The 15362-nt window shown below is 63.7% G+C and carries 13 protein-coding genes and 1 pseudogene; all 14 read right to left on the bottom strand.

Translation table 11 applies throughout. The features are described 5' to 3' along the window. Nucleotides 1–69: 69 nt before the first annotated feature. The 14 genes and pseudogenes from NA29_RS09880 to NA29_RS09815 all read right to left on the bottom strand — a co-directional run bounded on the left by NA29_RS09880 (nt 70) and on the right by NA29_RS09815 (nt 14710). Nucleotides 70–1476 (bottom strand): sigma 54-interacting transcriptional regulator, encoded by a 1407-nt coding sequence (locus tag NA29_RS09880; RefSeq protein WP_039397842.1) that lies wholly within the window; start codon nt 1474–1476, stop codon nt 70–72. A gap of 103 nt (nt 1477–1579) precedes the next feature. Next, nucleotides 1580–3628 carry a pilus assembly protein TadG-related protein gene (locus tag NA29_RS09875; RefSeq protein ID WP_039397840.1) on the bottom strand — a complete coding sequence of 683 codons (2049 nt, stop codon included), beginning with the start codon at nt 3626–3628 and terminating at the stop codon, nt 1580–1582. A 63-nt stretch (nt 3629–3691) separates the two neighbouring features. Next, on the bottom strand, nt 3692–4261 hold the full coding sequence (locus NA29_RS09870) for a DUF3613 domain-containing protein (protein ID WP_052252777.1): 570 nt from the start codon (nt 4259–4261) through the stop codon (nt 3692–3694). 34 nt (nt 4262–4295) lie between these two features. Beyond that, on the bottom strand, nt 4296–5384 hold the full coding sequence (locus tag NA29_RS09865; protein ID WP_052252774.1) for a tetratricopeptide repeat protein: 1089 nt from the start codon (nt 5382–5384) through the stop codon (nt 4296–4298). A 2-nt stretch (nt 5385–5386) separates the two neighbouring features. After that, complete coding sequence (locus tag NA29_RS09860) at nt 5387–6424, bottom strand: type II secretion system F family protein (RefSeq protein WP_052252772.1); 1038 nt, start codon at nt 6422–6424, stop codon at nt 5387–5389. Nucleotides 6425–6443: 19 nt separating this feature from the next. Further along, nucleotides 6444–7367: a type II secretion system F family protein gene (locus NA29_RS09855; RefSeq protein ID WP_039397838.1), complete on the bottom strand. Its 924-nt coding sequence runs from the start codon at nt 7365–7367 to the stop codon at nt 6444–6446. Next, nucleotides 7364–8734: a TadA family conjugal transfer-associated ATPase gene (locus NA29_RS09850; protein ID WP_039397836.1), complete on the bottom strand. Its 1371-nt coding sequence runs from the start codon at nt 8732–8734 to the stop codon at nt 7364–7366. Before NA29_RS09850 ends, NA29_RS09855 begins: the two co-directional genes overlap by 4 nt. A 1-nt stretch (nt 8735) precedes the next feature. Beyond that, nucleotides 8736–10088, bottom strand: a complete 1353-nt coding sequence (locus NA29_RS09845) for a CpaE/TadZ family protein (RefSeq protein WP_052252770.1) — start codon at nt 10086–10088, stop codon at nt 8736–8738. 103 nt (nt 10089–10191) lie between these two features. Then, nucleotides 10192–11466: pseudogene (locus tag NA29_RS26560) on the bottom strand (type II and III secretion system protein family protein). A 243-nt stretch (nt 11467–11709) separates the two neighbouring features. Further along, nucleotides 11710–12741, bottom strand: a complete 1032-nt coding sequence (gene cpaB, locus NA29_RS09835) for a Flp pilus assembly protein CpaB (RefSeq protein WP_039397832.1) — start codon at nt 12739–12741, stop codon at nt 11710–11712. A 157-nt stretch (nt 12742–12898) separates the two neighbouring features. Further along, entirely contained in the window at nt 12899–13300 is a 402-nt protein-coding gene (locus NA29_RS09830) for a hypothetical protein (RefSeq protein WP_039397829.1), read from the bottom strand. Nucleotides 13301–13594: 294 nt separating this feature from the next. Continuing rightward, nucleotides 13595–14074, bottom strand: a complete 480-nt coding sequence (locus tag NA29_RS09825; protein WP_052252768.1) for an A24 family peptidase — start codon at nt 14072–14074, stop codon at nt 13595–13597. 71 nt (nt 14075–14145) lie between these two features. Continuing rightward, on the bottom strand, nt 14146–14286 hold the full coding sequence (locus tag NA29_RS09820) for a Flp family type IVb pilin (protein WP_231965144.1): 141 nt from the start codon (nt 14284–14286) through the stop codon (nt 14146–14148). A gap of 238 nt (nt 14287–14524) precedes the next feature. Further along, on the bottom strand, nt 14525–14710 hold the full coding sequence (locus NA29_RS09815; RefSeq protein ID WP_039397827.1) for a Flp family type IVb pilin: 186 nt from the start codon (nt 14708–14710) through the stop codon (nt 14525–14527). Nucleotides 14711–15362: the final 652 nt, after the last annotated feature.

The following is a 15362-nucleotide window of genomic DNA, read 5'->3' as shown; positions in this document are numbered from 1 at the left end:
TGCGATTGAGGCATTCCCCACGCAACACGCGGCGCTGTGCCTATCTCTGGATATCCCTCGTATCCGTCGTTATCCCTCGTATTCGCTCGCCAGTTCCGAGTCGTTTCCGACGATCTGATATTTGCGCATCTTCTCCCACAGCACCTTGCGGCTGATACCCAGCGCGTTCGCCGTGTCCTGACGCCGCCATCCGTTGGCGTCGAGCGCAGCAACGATGCGTGCGCGCTCGGTGGCGTCCCAGCGTGCGCGGTCGGTCAGTGCCCCACTGCGTGCCGGATCGTCGGCGCGCGGCACCGCCCCGGTGGCGCCCATCGACAATGCATCGAAGATCGGACGGATTCGCCGCTCGTCCCAGCCCCCGAGTTGCCGGTAGATGATGCCGACACGCTCGGCGATATTGCGCATTTCGCGGACGTTGCCGGGAAACACGCCGCCTTCGACCAGTTCGCGCAGCCACGGCGGCACTTGCGCGCCGACTTCGCTATCGCCGACCACCTTGCCGAGATATGCCGTGAAGACGGCCAGCTTGTCGACCGGTCCGCGCTCTTCGAGACTGGGGATGTGCAACTCGATCACGGCGAGACGATAGAACAAGTCGGCGCGGAACAATTCGTCGCGCACCATCGACTTCAGGTTCTTGTTCGTCGCCGCCACCAGCCGGAAGTCGAGCTTCACCGGCTGCGCCGAGCCCAGACGCGTCACCGCACTATCCTCCAGCACCCGCAGCAACTTGACCTGCTGATACAGCGGCAGATCGCCGATTTCGTCGAGAAACAGCGTGCCGTCGTTGGCTTGCTCGAAGTACCCCTTGTGCGAGTACAACGCGCCGGTGAACGCCCCTTTGGCGTGCCCGAAGAAGTGCGACTCGAACAGGCCATCCGGAATCGCACCGCAGTTCACGGCAACGAACGGTCCCTGTCCGTAGTGGCTCTGCTTGTCGTGCAGCAGACGCGCAATCCGCTCCTTGCCCACGCCGGTTTCGCCGTGAATCAGCACGTTCGAATCGCAGTCGGCGAAGGCGTCCACTTCGGCGAGCAGGCCGAGCATTGCACTCGACTGGGCGACGAGCGGGTCGGACGGTACGGGCGCACGGTCGGCTTCCGCAATCGCACCGGAGAGTTTGAAGATGAGCGTGCGCAGTTCCGCGCCGGAAAAGTCGAGCGTGAGGATGTTGCTGTACTCGGGCGGAAAGACACTCCGGTCGTTCTCGCGCGGCGTCGTGGCCACCCAGATCACCGGCATGCCATGACCGAGTTGCCATTCGTTCGCGTTGGTCGACGCGCCTTCGATCACCGACACGCTGACCACAGCAATGGACGGTCGCGCACGCGTGCGCTCGCGCGACAGATCGATACCGTCCGCACGAATCACTTCCATATCGAAGCTTGCGAGGCAATGCGACACGCGGTCGGCAATGTCCGACTTGCCTTCCCACACGTAGACATCGAGGTCTTCACGTACTGGCTTGCTTTTCATGCTGATTTGCTCGTTGACGAACGCCCCCGGCGTTCGTCCTGGTGAAATTCGGTGCGCCGCCCGGGCTCCGGTTCAGGCGTCGCGGCATGTTCCGATAGCTTCGCTAATACACGAGCTGTACTAGCCCGTTCTGACAATTGATACTGTCGACCGTCACCGTCGTCATGCCCAGCGTGATGCCCAGCGACGACAGCAGCGTGTTCAGTACATTACTGAGCGGCGTGAGCAGCGGGTTGAGCAAGGTGTAGAGCACGCTGCCGAGGACGGGTGAAATATTGGACGTACTAAGCGTTGCCGCTACGGCGTTGATACGGCACTGCGTGCCGCCCAGGGTGCAAAGCAAGTCAGAGACCCCGCCCAGCAGTCCGGTCACAATCCCGCCGAGGGTGTTGGCCAGCCCGGTCACCAGCCCTCCCACACCACCGAGCACTTGCGGCAGATTGAGTGTGGCCACGCCGCCGAGGGTGGTGCCCAACGCATTAGCCGTTTGATTGAGCCCGTTGGCCGCCGTGCTGAGAAACGAGTTGACGGTAGAGATGGCTACGGCAGACTGCGCCGATGGGACGTTATTGACCAGCCCGCCAGCAACGTTCCCAGACGACGATGTGCCGCCACCCGCACTCACGTCAAGTGACAAGCCCGTAAGCAGCGCCGAGACAATCTGACTCAAATTCACATTCGATCCAATGGGCCCAACCTTCTGTGGGAACGGTCCCGTGAAGGTAATCGGCGCGGGCGAATTGGCCACGAGCGAGAGGTTGACGTTCGCCCCGACATTGATGAGTCCGAGCAACGTCGCGATGTTCGTGCGTTGCGTCATGAGCGTGGTGCAGCTCGCCGGATCGGTCTGGACGTTCACGCCGCTGGCCGCCGCACCCACGCAGACGTTCACCAGTCCCGAGTTGACTTGCAAGGTGGTCGACGGCGTCGCTCCGCATTGCAGCGCGGTGACGGTCGCCGTCGACTGCGCGACTTCCAGCACGAGCGGCAGGTTGAGCGTCGTACCCGTGGCGCTCAGAATCCCGGCAAGCGGACCGGCGCTGGATGCCGCCGAATTCACCGTCAGGAACAATCGCACCTGCGCATTCGTCGCCGTAGCACCGACCCCGCCCACGCCGATCTGCGGCGGCGAGATTACCCGCGCGACCACCGACACTGTGCCGCCGAGGATATTGAGCGAGGGAATCGCGACGGCATTGTTCCCCGTGCCGCCGACGACGGCCGCCGTGATCAGATCGGAGATGCCCACGTTAGCGTTCAGCGCGTTCGCCGCACTTACCCCCGCCGCATCGATGTTGGCGATGATGCCGGGCGTCGTTGCCGAGCCAAGCAGGTTGATTGGCAGATTGAGTACCGGGCTGTTGGCGAACACGTTGATGAGGTTGTTCATCGCTGTGACGGAGGCCGACAACGCCCCGTTCTGCGTGGCGAGTGCCGTATTCGTCGCGCTCAGCAGCGTGCCGACCGTGAGGTTCTTCACCGCCGCCACCCCGGAGAGCGATGCTACGCTCACGTCCCCTGTCACGGGCACGCCAAGGGCCTGCAACAGCCCCTTGGGCGTGATGTTCACGCCCACAAGTTGCTGCGCCGCGCCTACATAAAGCGCCGGCGAGATACCCACGGAATTGAGCAACGGTGCGAGGACCGAATTGTTCGCATTGAGCGCGAGCAGCCCCGAATCGACCGTAAACGTCACCACGGCCGGTGCCTTGCGTGCGACGGCGTTGGCGGAGATCGTGCGCGTACCGGCCAGTTGGAAGAACGACGGCACGCCGAGCGTCAGCGTCACCGAGACGGCGTTGCCGCTCGCCGCATTGGCCGACGTCGCGGCCACGAATGTCCCCGGGGTCGTCGCCGTGGCCGCTGGCGACGTCCAGATCCCGCAAGACGTGGAGATCGTCAGACCTGTAACGTTGTTGCCGAGGTTCGACGCGATATTCGCCCGCGCGACCGTGTCGTACGAGGTCGCATTGGCGCACCCGGGCAGCGTTTGCGCGCCGGCGAGCGCCGCCATGTCGGCGGCACGCTGCAAATCTCGTCGCTTCATGAAGGCGAAACCGGCGTCGATGGAAAACGCCAGAATCAGCACGACGGTCAGGAAGATGAAGGCGAGGATCGGCACCGACCCGCGCTGGCGTCCGGCAAACCACACCGAACGCTTTGCACGAGTCGTGTCATTCGTTGAGCGCCCACGCGCACGCGGAGTCATGAGACATCACTGGCTCGCGCCAGCCCCCGCTGCCGCCGGTGCCATACCGCCACCGTTGCCGCCGCCACCGCCCGTGCCGCTATCGCTCTGGACCATCGTGGTGAAGAACGCGGGAATCGCGTAGTTGAAGCTCTCCAGATAGCGACGATAAGCGCGCGACGCCGTCGCCCCCAACATCGGCAAGCCGGGGCCTGCGGCGAGGTTATTCGACTGCACAGCGAGCAACGCTTCGGTCTCGTCGCCGAGCATGCCATCGCGCGCCGGAGCGCCCACGACCGGCGGCGACGTGCGGCGCACCACGTTGGCCGGAATGCTGACGGCCTGCTGCGAGGGCGCTGCCGTGCTCTGTGCAACGGGTGCCTGCTGCGGATTGGTTGCGACAGGCGCTTGCTGCGCCACCGGAGCGGCGGATGTCGTAGCGACGGCGCGCGAGTCCGCCCCGCCCATCGTGCCGGTGAGAGGTGCGTTGCTTTGCGCTGCGGCCGCTCCGGCCCAAAGCGTGAACACGGCAAGCCCGAGCTGCGCCGCACGAAGCGAACGAACGCCCGGTGTTCCCTTAAGTTTCTGGATGGCCATCTTCACGTCTCCCCTGATGTTGCTGCGTTCGTTCTTACTGCGAATGCGCGAATCGGTCGAGCATCGACGTCGGCATGTCGCTGCGCGGTCCGTCCCCGGCACGCGCGAGTTTGGCGTCCGATGCCGAGGCGACCTGAGACGGCTTCGACGGCCCCTTGTTCTGCCCACCGTCCGGCGCACTCGCCTGCGGCAGTCGTACCACGACCGGCCCCTCGCTGCTTGCGCTCACGCGGGCCGATGCAGCAGATTCCGTCGATGCCGTTGCCGATGCCAAGGCCGGTGCGGCCTGCGGTGCGATGGCTGCCGCCGCCTGTGCTGCGGCCCGCGCTGCAGCGGCATCGGCGGCCTGCTTGCGCGCCTTGGTCTGCGCCCGGATATCGGCAGCCAGCTTGTCGATGGCTTCGCGCGTGGACGGCGACATCTTGGCGTTCGTCATCATCGCGTCGGCGCGCGATCGATCGCCGGTCACGAGCAGATATACCGCAAGATTACTGAGCACTTTTTTACTGTCGGGCTGCAACTCGGCCGCTTGCGCCAGCGGTACACGCGCGGCGGCGGGTTCACCGTTACGCAGCAGCGCGAAGCCAAGATCGCTGAGATAGAACGCTTGTGTCGGCGCGCGTGTCACCGCCTCACGCAACGCTTGCGTGGCCACGGCGTAATCCTTGCGCTGTGCGGCGACCAGTCCCAGACCGTGCCAGGCGGCAGCGGCTTCAGTGCTGCCCAGCAACTGGCGATACGCCTGCTCTGCCGCGTCGGGCTGCCCCGTCTCGCGCAGGGCATCGGCACGCAAAATGTCGACGTCCGGCGCGGCGCCGAACTGCATGCGGAATTGTTCGATATGCGCGAGCGACGCGAAGTACGAGCCCTGATCCTGCACCTGACGAATCATCGACAGATACAACTCACGGGTGTCGGGCTTTGCAAGCTTCGCCTTTTCCTCGTCGTTCTGCTGCGCCTGCATCAGGGCGGCGGCCGACGGCGCGCCGTAAGCCCCCATCGTCGGCCCGCTGCTGCACCCGGCCAGCAGTGCAGCACACAACACAACGGCCACAGTGGACGCAGCGACCGCACCGGCATGGCGCGTCTGCTCACGTGCGGGGATTGGCGTCTGGATTGGCATGGTCAATTCATGGCCTCCATGGATTTAGTCAGCGACAGTAGCGCCGGTCCGGCAACCACGAGCATCAGCGCGGGCAGCAGCGTGAGCATCATGGCCAGCGTCATCTTCACCGTAAGCTTGCCGATGCGCTCCTTCATCGTCTGACGGCGCTGTTCGCGCAAGCGATCGCTGAACTGTTGCAGCGGCTCCTGCACTGCGCCGCCATGCTGCTCGACCTGCACGATGAGCCTCACCAACGCACGCAGATCGTCGTTGTCGTATACCTCACGCAGCCGTCCCATCGACGCCTCGCGGCCACGCCCCGAAGCGTACTGACGGTTGGCGTTCTCGAATTCCTTCGACAGAATCGGCAGCACTTCGCGGAAGTCGGACACCACCACGTACAAACTCTGGTCCATCGACAACCCCACGCCTTGCAGCAGTCGCAACAAGTCGATGAGCAACGGCAGTTCGTCCACCAGATCTCGGCGACGTTGTCCCGCCTTGCGCTGCACGTAGAACTTCGGTGCCAGCAATCCCGCCCCTGCCGCGCCGATCAGACGCAGGATCGTGCCGAGTCCGCCACCGCCCGGAAACCACAACCAGACAATCAGCGGCAGCACCACCGCGAGCGCCACGCGTGCGAAGAGGAACAGCGACTTGGCGCGCACGCTGTCATAGCCGCACTGCGCGAGCAGCAGACGATCTTCCGCCGCGATCAGGTTCTGTCCGAGGCGCGTTTCCGACCATTGCTTGCCGAGCGCCGCCGCACGGTCGAGCAGCGAGCGCCAGCCCCGCTGCTTACCCTCGCCCAAGCCCTGCGCATCGTCATCGCCATTGGCATTGGCACGTAACCCCGCCGGGGACGTAGCCGCGCGCAATGCCGCGAGCGCCTGCTGCTGACGGCTTGCCAGCACCTGGTCGATCATCCGGCCACTACGCCCCTGTCGGACGGCGCGCAGCAAGATCGCCGACGCCGCGAGCAACAGCCCGGCCGAGACCATCAGCAGGCCGAGCATCATCCAGGTGTGCGAGTCAGTCGAGAACGATGAGAAGTTCATGGCTGCGGGTCCTTCGCGCTCAGAGCGACTTGGCCAACCGATACAGCACGAAACCGCCGAACACCTCCAGTCCCAGTCCGATGGCCAGCAGCTTCTGGCCGGTCGGCTCCTGGAACATCGGCTCGAAGAACTTCGGGTTCAGCAACATCAGCAACGCACTCACCACAATCGGCAGCGCCGCGAGCACCCACGCCGACATGCGCGTCTCGGACGACAGCGCGAACAACTCGGCCTGCGCCTGCTCGCGGTCGCGCATGAAGCCCGACATGCGCGCCAGAATCTGATCGGCGCGTCCGCCGAAACGCGTCGACAGATCGACGACCGACGCGAACAGATAAATCTCATCCACCTGATAGACGCGCGCAATCTGCTTAAGCGCGACGTCCAGCTCTACGCCTGCCTGCACCTGACGCACCGCACGCTCCAGCAACTCGCGCAGCGGCAGATCGGCGTTGCCTGCGGCCGACTGAAACGCCGAGGGCAGACTGTTACCGACGGTCAGCATACGCACCATGCCATCGAGAAAGATCGGCAACTGACGCACGATGTCGCGATGTCGGCGCGCTGCCTTGAGCCAGTAGCGCAGCACCGTGACGACCCCGTACACGATCAGAATCACAATGGCCGAGAGCGGCCCCTGCCACATCCAGAACCCCAGCGTCAGCACGAGACCGGGCACGATCAGCATGAGATAGAACGGCGTATCGGGCTGCACGCCTGCGCGCTCGAAGAAGAACTCCCACGGCAACGACTTGCGGCGCGGCGCGCGCACTTCGCCCGTCTCGGCAGCCCCGAACTTCGGCGCGTTCTGCGCCAGCTGACGCTCAAGAAACGCGCTGGTCGCCTGTTCGCGTGCGCGCTGGTGTGTGCGACGCCACAGCTCCAGCCCCGCTGCCACCAGCAGCAGTGCAATGCATGCGGCCCACAGCACGAGGGGGTTCATCGACGGCGTCCGAAGAAGCCACCACCGCCCGAGTCCGGCGGCACATTGCCTTGCTGTGCCTGCGCGGCCGCCGCCGCATTGCGCGTCTGCTCTTTGTAGCGTTGCAGCTTGGGCGAATGCGGTTGAAGCCCGAGCGACACCCACTTGTCTTTTTCCTCGCCGTCCGGCCCGACTACCGATTCGTGACGGAACAGCTCCTGCGTAGAGATGACGGTATCGGACACACCGGTCACTTCCGTGATCGACAGAATCCGTCGGCGTCCGCTCGATAGACGGCCGATCTGCACGATGAAGTCCAGCGCGCTCGTGATCTGACGGCGCAGACTACTCTCGCTGCCCTGGAACCCGGCGAAGCCCGCCAGCATCTCCAGACGATAGAGACATTCACGCGGCGAGTTGGCGTGAATCGTCGCCATCGAGCCTTCGTGGCCCGTGTTCATCGCCTGCATCATTTCCAGCACTTCGGAGCCGCGCACTTCGCCCACGATAATCCGGTCGGGGCGCATCCGCAGACTGTTTCGAATCAGGTCGCGAATCGTCACTTCCCCGGAACCGTCGAAGCCGCCCTGCCGCGACTCCAGCCGCACCACGTGCGGGTGGTTCAGCGAGAGTTCGGCCGTATCTTCCACCGTCACCACGCGCTCGGTCGCCGGGATAAAACTCGCCAGCGCGTTGAGCAGCGACGTCTTGCCCGAGCTCGTGCCCCCCGAGACGAGGATGTTGCAACGCGAGCGCACCGCTGCTTCGAGCAGGTTGTAGATCTCTTCGTTGAAGCTGCCGAGTTGCAGCAGGTCCGACGGCTTGAGCGGGTCTTTGCGGAACTTACGAATCGAGACGACCGGGCCATCAACGGCCAGCGGCTCGATCACCACGTTCAGGCGTCCGCCATCGGGCAGACGCGCGTCGACCATCGGGTTCGATTCGTCCAGACGCCGTCCGATGGGCGCGAGAATGCGGCGCACGATACGCAGCAGGTGCTGATTGTCCGAGAAGCGCAACGCTTCGCGCGCCAGCACACCACGACGCGAGACGTACACGTCGTTGTAGCCGTTGATCAGAATGTCTTCCACTGCCGCGTCGGCCAGCAAATCCTCGATCGGACCGAAGCCTGCCAGCTCCTTGGTCAGCGCATCGGAGATCTGGCGCAGCTCCGCCTCGTTGATCGGGATGCGGCGCAGACGCACGAAGCCGTCCATTTCCAGATCGACGAACTGCTGGATCGCACTACGGCTCCAGCGCCCGAATTCCGCGCCGAGTTCTTCGATGCGCGCAAGCAGATGTTCGTGCGCAGCTGTCTTGATGTCCTGAAACTGCTGTGAATTGGCAAACGCACGCTTGTCGTCGGCGAATTCGATGGAGTCAGTCATATCAGTGCTTTCCCATGAATCGGCCCAGCCAGCCCGACGACTGGCGATGCGATGCGGCGCCCGCATGCTGTGCGGAGAGTAGTCGTTCCACCAACGGTTGCAGGGCGCGCACATACGGGTCGCTGCGCGCCGTGTCGATGATCAGCTTGCCCTGATTGGTGGCCGAGAGCATGGCGAGCGGCCGGTCGGGCAGCGTGGCGAGCAGCGGCACGTCGAACCGCTTGGCGATCTGGTCGGCCGCCATGCCGTAGCGCGGGTCGTAACGATTGAGGACGAGATGCAGATGGCTGCGCTCGACGCTCTTCTCCTCCAGGTCGCGCAGCATCGACGCGAGCGAGACAATCGCACCCACGCTCTGGTCGACCACGAGCCACACTTCATCGGCGGCGCGCACGAGGCTGGCCACAAAGGCCGGATTCGAGAAGCCGCCGAGGTCGGCCACGATCAGATCGAAGAACGCGCGCAGGCGGTCGGTGAGCGCGAGCGCGTCGGCCGCCGCCACGCTGCGCATGTCGCCCAGATCGAGCGGCAGCGGCAGCACGGCCAGACCGCTCGGCGCGTGCGACACGGCTGTGTGCACAAGCGTTTCGTCGAAACGGCGCAAGTTCTGCACGGCCTCGGCGAAGCTGAACTGGCTTTGCGTATTGAGATACAGCAAACCGTCGCCGGAAGGCAGTCCGAGATCGAGCAGCGCGACGTGGCCGAGCAACGAGCTGTCGAACTTGTCGTCCTTGTTCGCGTTGGCCTTGGCAGCCTTCGAGGTCTTTTCCGCACGGTCCGGGTCGGTGCCGACGGACATTTCCTGACCCAGTTGCGAGAGATGTGCAGCAAGCGTGCTGCATCCGACACCGATCCGGGCGCCGAGCAGTACGATGAACCGGCCGTGGCGCTGGGGGGCTGTCGTCACGCTCACCGTGGGCGTGTGATCGATCACGCGACGCACGACATCGAGCGCTTCTTCGTGCGTCGAGTGCATGTCGATGAAATCGTGGACGCCCGCGCGCAGCGCGGCCTTCATACCGTCGGCGCGCACCAACGACCCCACAGCGACCAGCGGTAGTTTGGGCGCGACGCGTTTGAGCATCTGCGCGAGCTCGGCGGCCTGTGCAATGCCGCCATCGGGCGGATCGTCGGCATGACCGGTCGGCTCGCCCGAGAAGTCGAGCAACACGACCTGCGGATCGAGATCGCCGATGCGCTGCTGCAACTGCGCCGGACGTCCGGCTTCCTGCAGCACTACGCCCTCTTCGCGCAAAGCTGCCGAGAGCCACTGTCCGTGGCCGGCATGTGCGCTGCAAAAAAGAAAGCGATGCAACTCAGTCATGGTGTCCAGAATTCGCGTCGGTGCGTTCATTTGTGCACTCCTTACTACCCCAACCCGGCTTTCGCCGATACTTCGCCCGAGACCGCTACGCCGCCGACGAACCTGCTTCGATTCGGCGCTAATGCCCCTTAGGTCACTTCGAGAAGCCCGGCAGTTCGCTGTCGCTTGCCACGCCCATCAAATACTCGCCCCACACCGGCCCCGGCCGCTTCTCCCGGGTGTCCCCGGCAGCGGCAGCGTCACATCTCTGGAAACCGGCTTGACCAGGTGAGGTGTGACGATGATGACCAGTTCCTTCTCGATACTGTTGTACTTCAGATTCCGGAAAAACGAGCCGATGAGCGGCAAATCGCCCAACAGCGGCACTTTGTCGACGGCAGCGGTCGTCGTGCGCGAAATCAGGCCGCCGATGATGAAACTCTCGCCGTCGCCCAGCTCGACCGTCGTATCGGCGCGCCGTGTCGTGATCGCGGGAATCTGCGTCGACGCAATCACTACGGCATTCGTGTAGTCGAGGTCGGACGCCTCCGGCGCGACCTTCAGTGCAATCCGGTTCGGCGACAGAATCGTCGGCGTCACCGTCAGGCCCACACCGAACGACTTGTAGACAATGGTCGTCGTTCCCAATCCCCCGACTGCGGCACCGGCAACTCGCCACCGGCGAGGAAGCTCGCGCTCTGGCCCGACAACGCGACGAGCGACGGTGCGGCAAGTACGCGCCCCAAACCGTTCGACTGCAGCAGATTGATCTTCGCCGACAGGTTGAATGCGCCTCGCGTAATCGAGCCGAAGAACGATCCGAAGTTCGACGTCGAGGTGCCGCCGCTGCCGAACGCGGCCGTCCCCAGTGTCGAAATCACGCCGAATCCGCCCGATGGCGAGTTGTGCTGCGCAGTGAAGTCCACGCCCAGCTGATTCAGAATGTTGCGGTTCACTTCGACGATCTTGACGTCGACCTGCACGACGCCGGTGTCCCCGACCGTCGAACGGTCCACCACCACCCCCCCTTGCCCGACGCATCGACCGCCGCCGCTTGCAGGCCGCTGTGTTCGATCAGCGTATTCGTATGTCCCTTGATGACGGCCGCACCGCCGCGCGCGTCGACGCTGGCCGTACCGGTGTCACCCAATGCACTTTGCAGGTTGCCCTGCACGTGAACCTCCCAACGGGTGGCCTCACCACCGCGCGGCCACGTCGATACCTGTGTCGTACCAGCCTTCTTGCCGACGACCAACACCGAGCCGCGACGACCGCCGGAACCCTTGAGCACGACGATGTCCGCGATCTCCGGATCAGCGACGGCCACGCGCTCCAGCGTGCCCGAGACCGGTAATTCGCGCTGCTCGTGCACCGCGAGCGTCAGCGAACGAGCCCCTGCGCCAGGTGCGGTGTCGGCAGCGTCGGCCATCCGGACCGCGACCGTCGCGCCACATGCGAGCAGCGCAGCAAAACAAAACAGCATTCCCGTGACACGTCTGGTTTCTCGTCTGGCAGTGCGAACCTGGCTTCTGATCATGGCGTGGCTGTATCGGTCACTGTGTCGGTTAAGTGGTGTTCGTCGCACTGGTTGCCCCCCGCGCCCGAACATCACTGGATCTGCTCGTCACTTCAATTCAGTTCACTCAATTCAAATCGCTTCGATGCGTTCGGCTCAGAAGGACGCGGTAGATCGCTCGGCGCCGCGCACGACTTCGACCGTGCCGCCACCACCGCCGCCGCCCCCCGGCGCTCGCGGTGCCGGTGCCGCCGCCGTGCGTCGCGGCGGCTCGCCGGCCAGTCCCGTCGTGGCGATACCGGCATAGGCCAGGTTCTCCGGCGAGTTCAGTGCAGCCTTGTTGTCGCCCGCGAGACCGGCCTTGCTCACGAGTACGGGCGGTGTCGGCGGGAACAGCGAGGTATCGGGCTTCGTGTCGTCAGCCGGGTTGCGCAGTGCGAGCGTGATCTTGCCCTGCTGTGCGCCGAGCACGAGCCGGTTGACGTCTTCGATGGGGACAGCCACGACCGCCGAGGTCGCGGGCATCGGCGGCGGTTGCGGCGCAGCCGCTTGCTGAGGTGGCGGCGCGCTGGCCGTCGCTGCCGCGACCGTGGACGCGACGCTGGGCGCGGCGGGCGGCGGCGTGATGTCGTCGAGCGACGCATTGCCGTAGGTCAGTACCCGCACACGCGACGCCAGCAAGCGCGCTTGCGTGTCGTCTACCAGGCCGACCGTCGGGCTGCCTGCGGGTTGATTCGTCTTCATCGTAAAGAAGACGTCCACGAAATCGCCGGGGCGAATGCGGTTGCTCACGCCGACCGTCTCGGTCACGGGCAGGGCGACGGCGCGCTCCCCGGGAGCGAGCTGCATCGCAAGGCCGCGTGCCAGCGTGTTTTGCGTGACCGGCACTCCCGCTGCGAGTGCAACGAGGGGCACCCGTCCCACGACATCGGCCGGGTTGGCAAAGGCATTGGGCGTTTGGCTATCGAACTGCGCGATCTTGATGTCGTCCGCTGTAATCGGCTTGCCCGGGGCGAGCGCCTTAGCCGCCACCACGGCCGGGAAGCGCTGTGTCAGCGTTTGGGTGACCGCCGAGGGCGCGGCGTTCGGCGCAGGGGCATTGTTCGTTCCCAGACGCAATGCGAAGAGCGCCAGCGCGACACCGACGATAACCAGCACAGCAGCAAGAATCTTGGTGGCTTTGTTCATGGCTTGGGGCCTGTCGGCCGTTCAGTCACAACTTGCGGGACGCCGGCGTACCGGCGGCATATCAATCCGATGCGACTTCCTGTTACCTCACTCGTGGTCCTACCTGTTGCTAGCTTCGTAATTGTTTCGCGTGTTTGCTGCCCGTCCAGACCATCGCTCAACTGCCCCCGAGCGTCGACGTGTCCAGCGTCACGGCCGCCGTACCGATCACGGTTTGCGGCACCAGCGCGCCCAGCCCCGGCCAGTTGACCGTCATTGGCTGATTCAGCGTCAGCGTCACGTGCACGATGCATTGCGATACCGTGCCGGTCCCCGACGCCGGGCAGGGATATGTGGCATCCGCCGGAAACGTCGCACTGACGGCAGACGCCGAAGGCCATGTCAGCGTGGTATTGATGGCCGTCGTGGCGTAGCCCTGACGCTGTGCCATGGTGCCGGCGCGCAGCATCGCACGCCCCGCTTCGGAGGCGGCCTGCGTGAGCATTTGCCGGGCAAGAATGTTGATGGAGAACGCGACGGCGACGTAGAAGGCAGGCAGCAGAATCATGAGGATGAGCATGAATTCCAGAGCAGCGACACCGCGCGGTCGTGTCGACCGTACGCATCGCAACCCAGAATTCGCCCGTGCCCCAGACCGCTTCATGACGATACCCCCCGTCGCGCACGGCGCTTTTCGACCGTGTCTGGCGACGCATGAACCTGCAAATTTGCGCGGCGTCGCCCGCGCCTCCCATTATTACGGTGCTGACTTCGCCAACACTCGTGACCTCCGATGCATCCCCACTTTGCGATGGTCAGCGATCTTGCTACTGCCTAAGGCCGGTGCCCTCACACCTTCATCCGCTCACTGTCTTCATCGCACCACGAGCGCTGCGGCAGCCAGATACGCCCCGTAAGGCAAACCCACGCGCCCCGCCCGCCACTGCAGAATTCGTTGCCACACGCTCGACGCCATCCAACGTTCGCGCCATCGTGCGAGCCATTTCATACGACCGGCAAGCACCACCAACGCATGCACTCCGGTCGCCACGCTGGCCAGACACCACACCGGCAACAGCGCGGGATAACCCGCTACCAACCCGATCACCGCAAACAGCTTGACGTCGCCTGCAGCCATCACGCCTCGCCACCAAAAAGGTAGCAGTACGATCAATCCAAGAAGTGCGCCCAGTCCGTGAACCCACAGCACGCGAGGTCCGGTGTGCCACACTTGCCACGCAATCCAGACCAGCGCGGGCGCAGCAACACACAATAGCCAGATATTCGGGATACGCCGTGCGATCAGGTCGGTCAGTACGATCGGCACACATAACAGCCAAAGCAATGTCAGCACAGGAGGTCTCGCATCCGGTTCCGCTAAAACCGCCTATCACACCGCCTATACATATCAGCGTCGATGCTGTCTTAATGCGATGCAGCCGAGGTGGCCGCCGACGTCACCGTGCTGAATGCGCTCGAGAGCACACTGCTCATGTTCGTATAGACCGTGCCGCCGATGATGACCGCCACGATAGCCGCGAGAATGCCGTACTCCAGCGCGGTCACACCCTTTTGCCGCGACAGTCTGTGCTGTCGGCGGCTTGCCCCAACTCGATTTGCTCGCATGATTCGCTTCCTCGCGAATACAGCATCCCACTACCCCGGATGGCGCTTGTCTGTGAACCCGCGCCCTTCCCCTTATGGTCCGCACGATCCCTCGCTACAACACGCAGACGCGAGGAACCTGTGCCGACTTCTTCTGTGACGCCAAAGCGCCGTTGTTCCGATACGAACTACGTGAATCTTATGCGCCTGCTGCCGTGACCGCCGACTGGATCTTCGAAAACACGGAGGCGAATGTCGTGCCCAGATTGGTATAGACGGTGCCACCGATGATCACCGCGACGATAGCGGCGAGGATGCCGTACTCAAGCGCCGTTACACCGCGCTCGTCGCGCGCAAACAGACGAAAACGATTTCCGAGTTTCATATCACCCTCCCTCAAAAAGGCGCCAGGCGCCCGTTGGCACACAGCAGGGCTGCCATCGACCCTAAGGTCTGACGACGGAATCCCGCCATATCGCAGATCAACTCTTGACTTCGGCCTCGGGTTCGTTGTGCTGCAAGGCTCGCGAACCTCTTTTACGTTGTACGCCAATATTTCCTTGGCTGTTGGCACAGCATTTGCACCTGCGTACTATTTTTTTCTGATGCTAATTTAAACTAAATCACAAAAACTAGAGTCTTGCTTCCAATCACCCCTAAGGATGTAAGAAAACGTTACTCAGGTTGATCAAACAATACTCCAAAACTAGGCAATACAACGTGCGCGAGGGAAAACCATGATTGGTGCGACGCCACACACATTAGCGAAATACCCTCAACAGCGGTTTCAGCACGCATTTAATAACTATTCATCTTTTCCGAAGTAGGCATGCCGCGTTTCGACACGCGAACACGCCCACGCCACGCAGCACTTAGCGCCCGCCTATCACTTCCCTTCCGCCCCACAGCATCGCGCCTTTAGCTATTAGTAAGGCCTTCTAGTTATTAGGTTCGATCAGGCATTACCCGAATCGCCGGTGCACCCGAATATCTTCCGCAGTGTTCTGATGCATTTGCTTTTACTCCTTAATTCCACG

The sequence above is a fragment of the Pandoraea sputorum genome (genome assembly GCF_000814845.2).
Taxonomy (GTDB): domain Bacteria; phylum Pseudomonadota; class Gammaproteobacteria; order Burkholderiales; family Burkholderiaceae; genus Pandoraea; species Pandoraea sputorum.
This window is presented reverse-complemented; position numbering and strand designations above follow the sequence as displayed.

Coding starts and splice junctions, on each gene's coding strand:
- NA29_RS09880 (WP_039397842.1), bottom strand. CDS start 1,476: ATGAAAAGCAAGCCAGTACGTGAAGACCTCGATGTCTACGTGTGGGAA.
- NA29_RS09870 (WP_052252777.1), bottom strand. CDS start 4,261: ATGGCCATCCAGAAACTTAAGGGAACACCGGGCGTTCGTTCGCTTCGT.
- NA29_RS09865 (WP_052252774.1), bottom strand. CDS start 5,384: ATGCCAATCCAGACGCCAATCCCCGCACGTGAGCAGACGCGCCATGCC.
- NA29_RS09860 (WP_052252772.1), bottom strand. CDS start 6,424: ATGAACTTCTCATCGTTCTCGACTGACTCGCACACCTGGATGATGCTC.
- NA29_RS09855 (WP_039397838.1), bottom strand. CDS start 7,367: ATGAACCCCCTCGTGCTGTGGGCCGCATGCATTGCACTGCTGCTGGTG.
- NA29_RS09850 (WP_039397836.1), bottom strand. CDS start 8,734: ATGACTGACTCCATCGAATTCGCCGACGACAAGCGTGCGTTTGCCAAT.
- NA29_RS09845 (WP_052252770.1), bottom strand. CDS start 10,088: ATGAACGCACCGACGCGAATTCTGGACACCATGACTGAGTTGCATCGC.
- cpaB (WP_039397832.1), bottom strand. CDS start 12,741: ATGAACAAAGCCACCAAGATTCTTGCTGCTGTGCTGGTTATCGTCGGT.
- NA29_RS09830 (WP_039397829.1), bottom strand. CDS start 13,300: ATGCTCATCCTCATGATTCTGCTGCCTGCCTTCTACGTCGCCGTCGCG.
- NA29_RS09815 (WP_039397827.1), bottom strand. CDS start 14,710: ATGAAACTCGGAAATCGTTTTCGTCTGTTTGCGCGCGACGAGCGCGGT.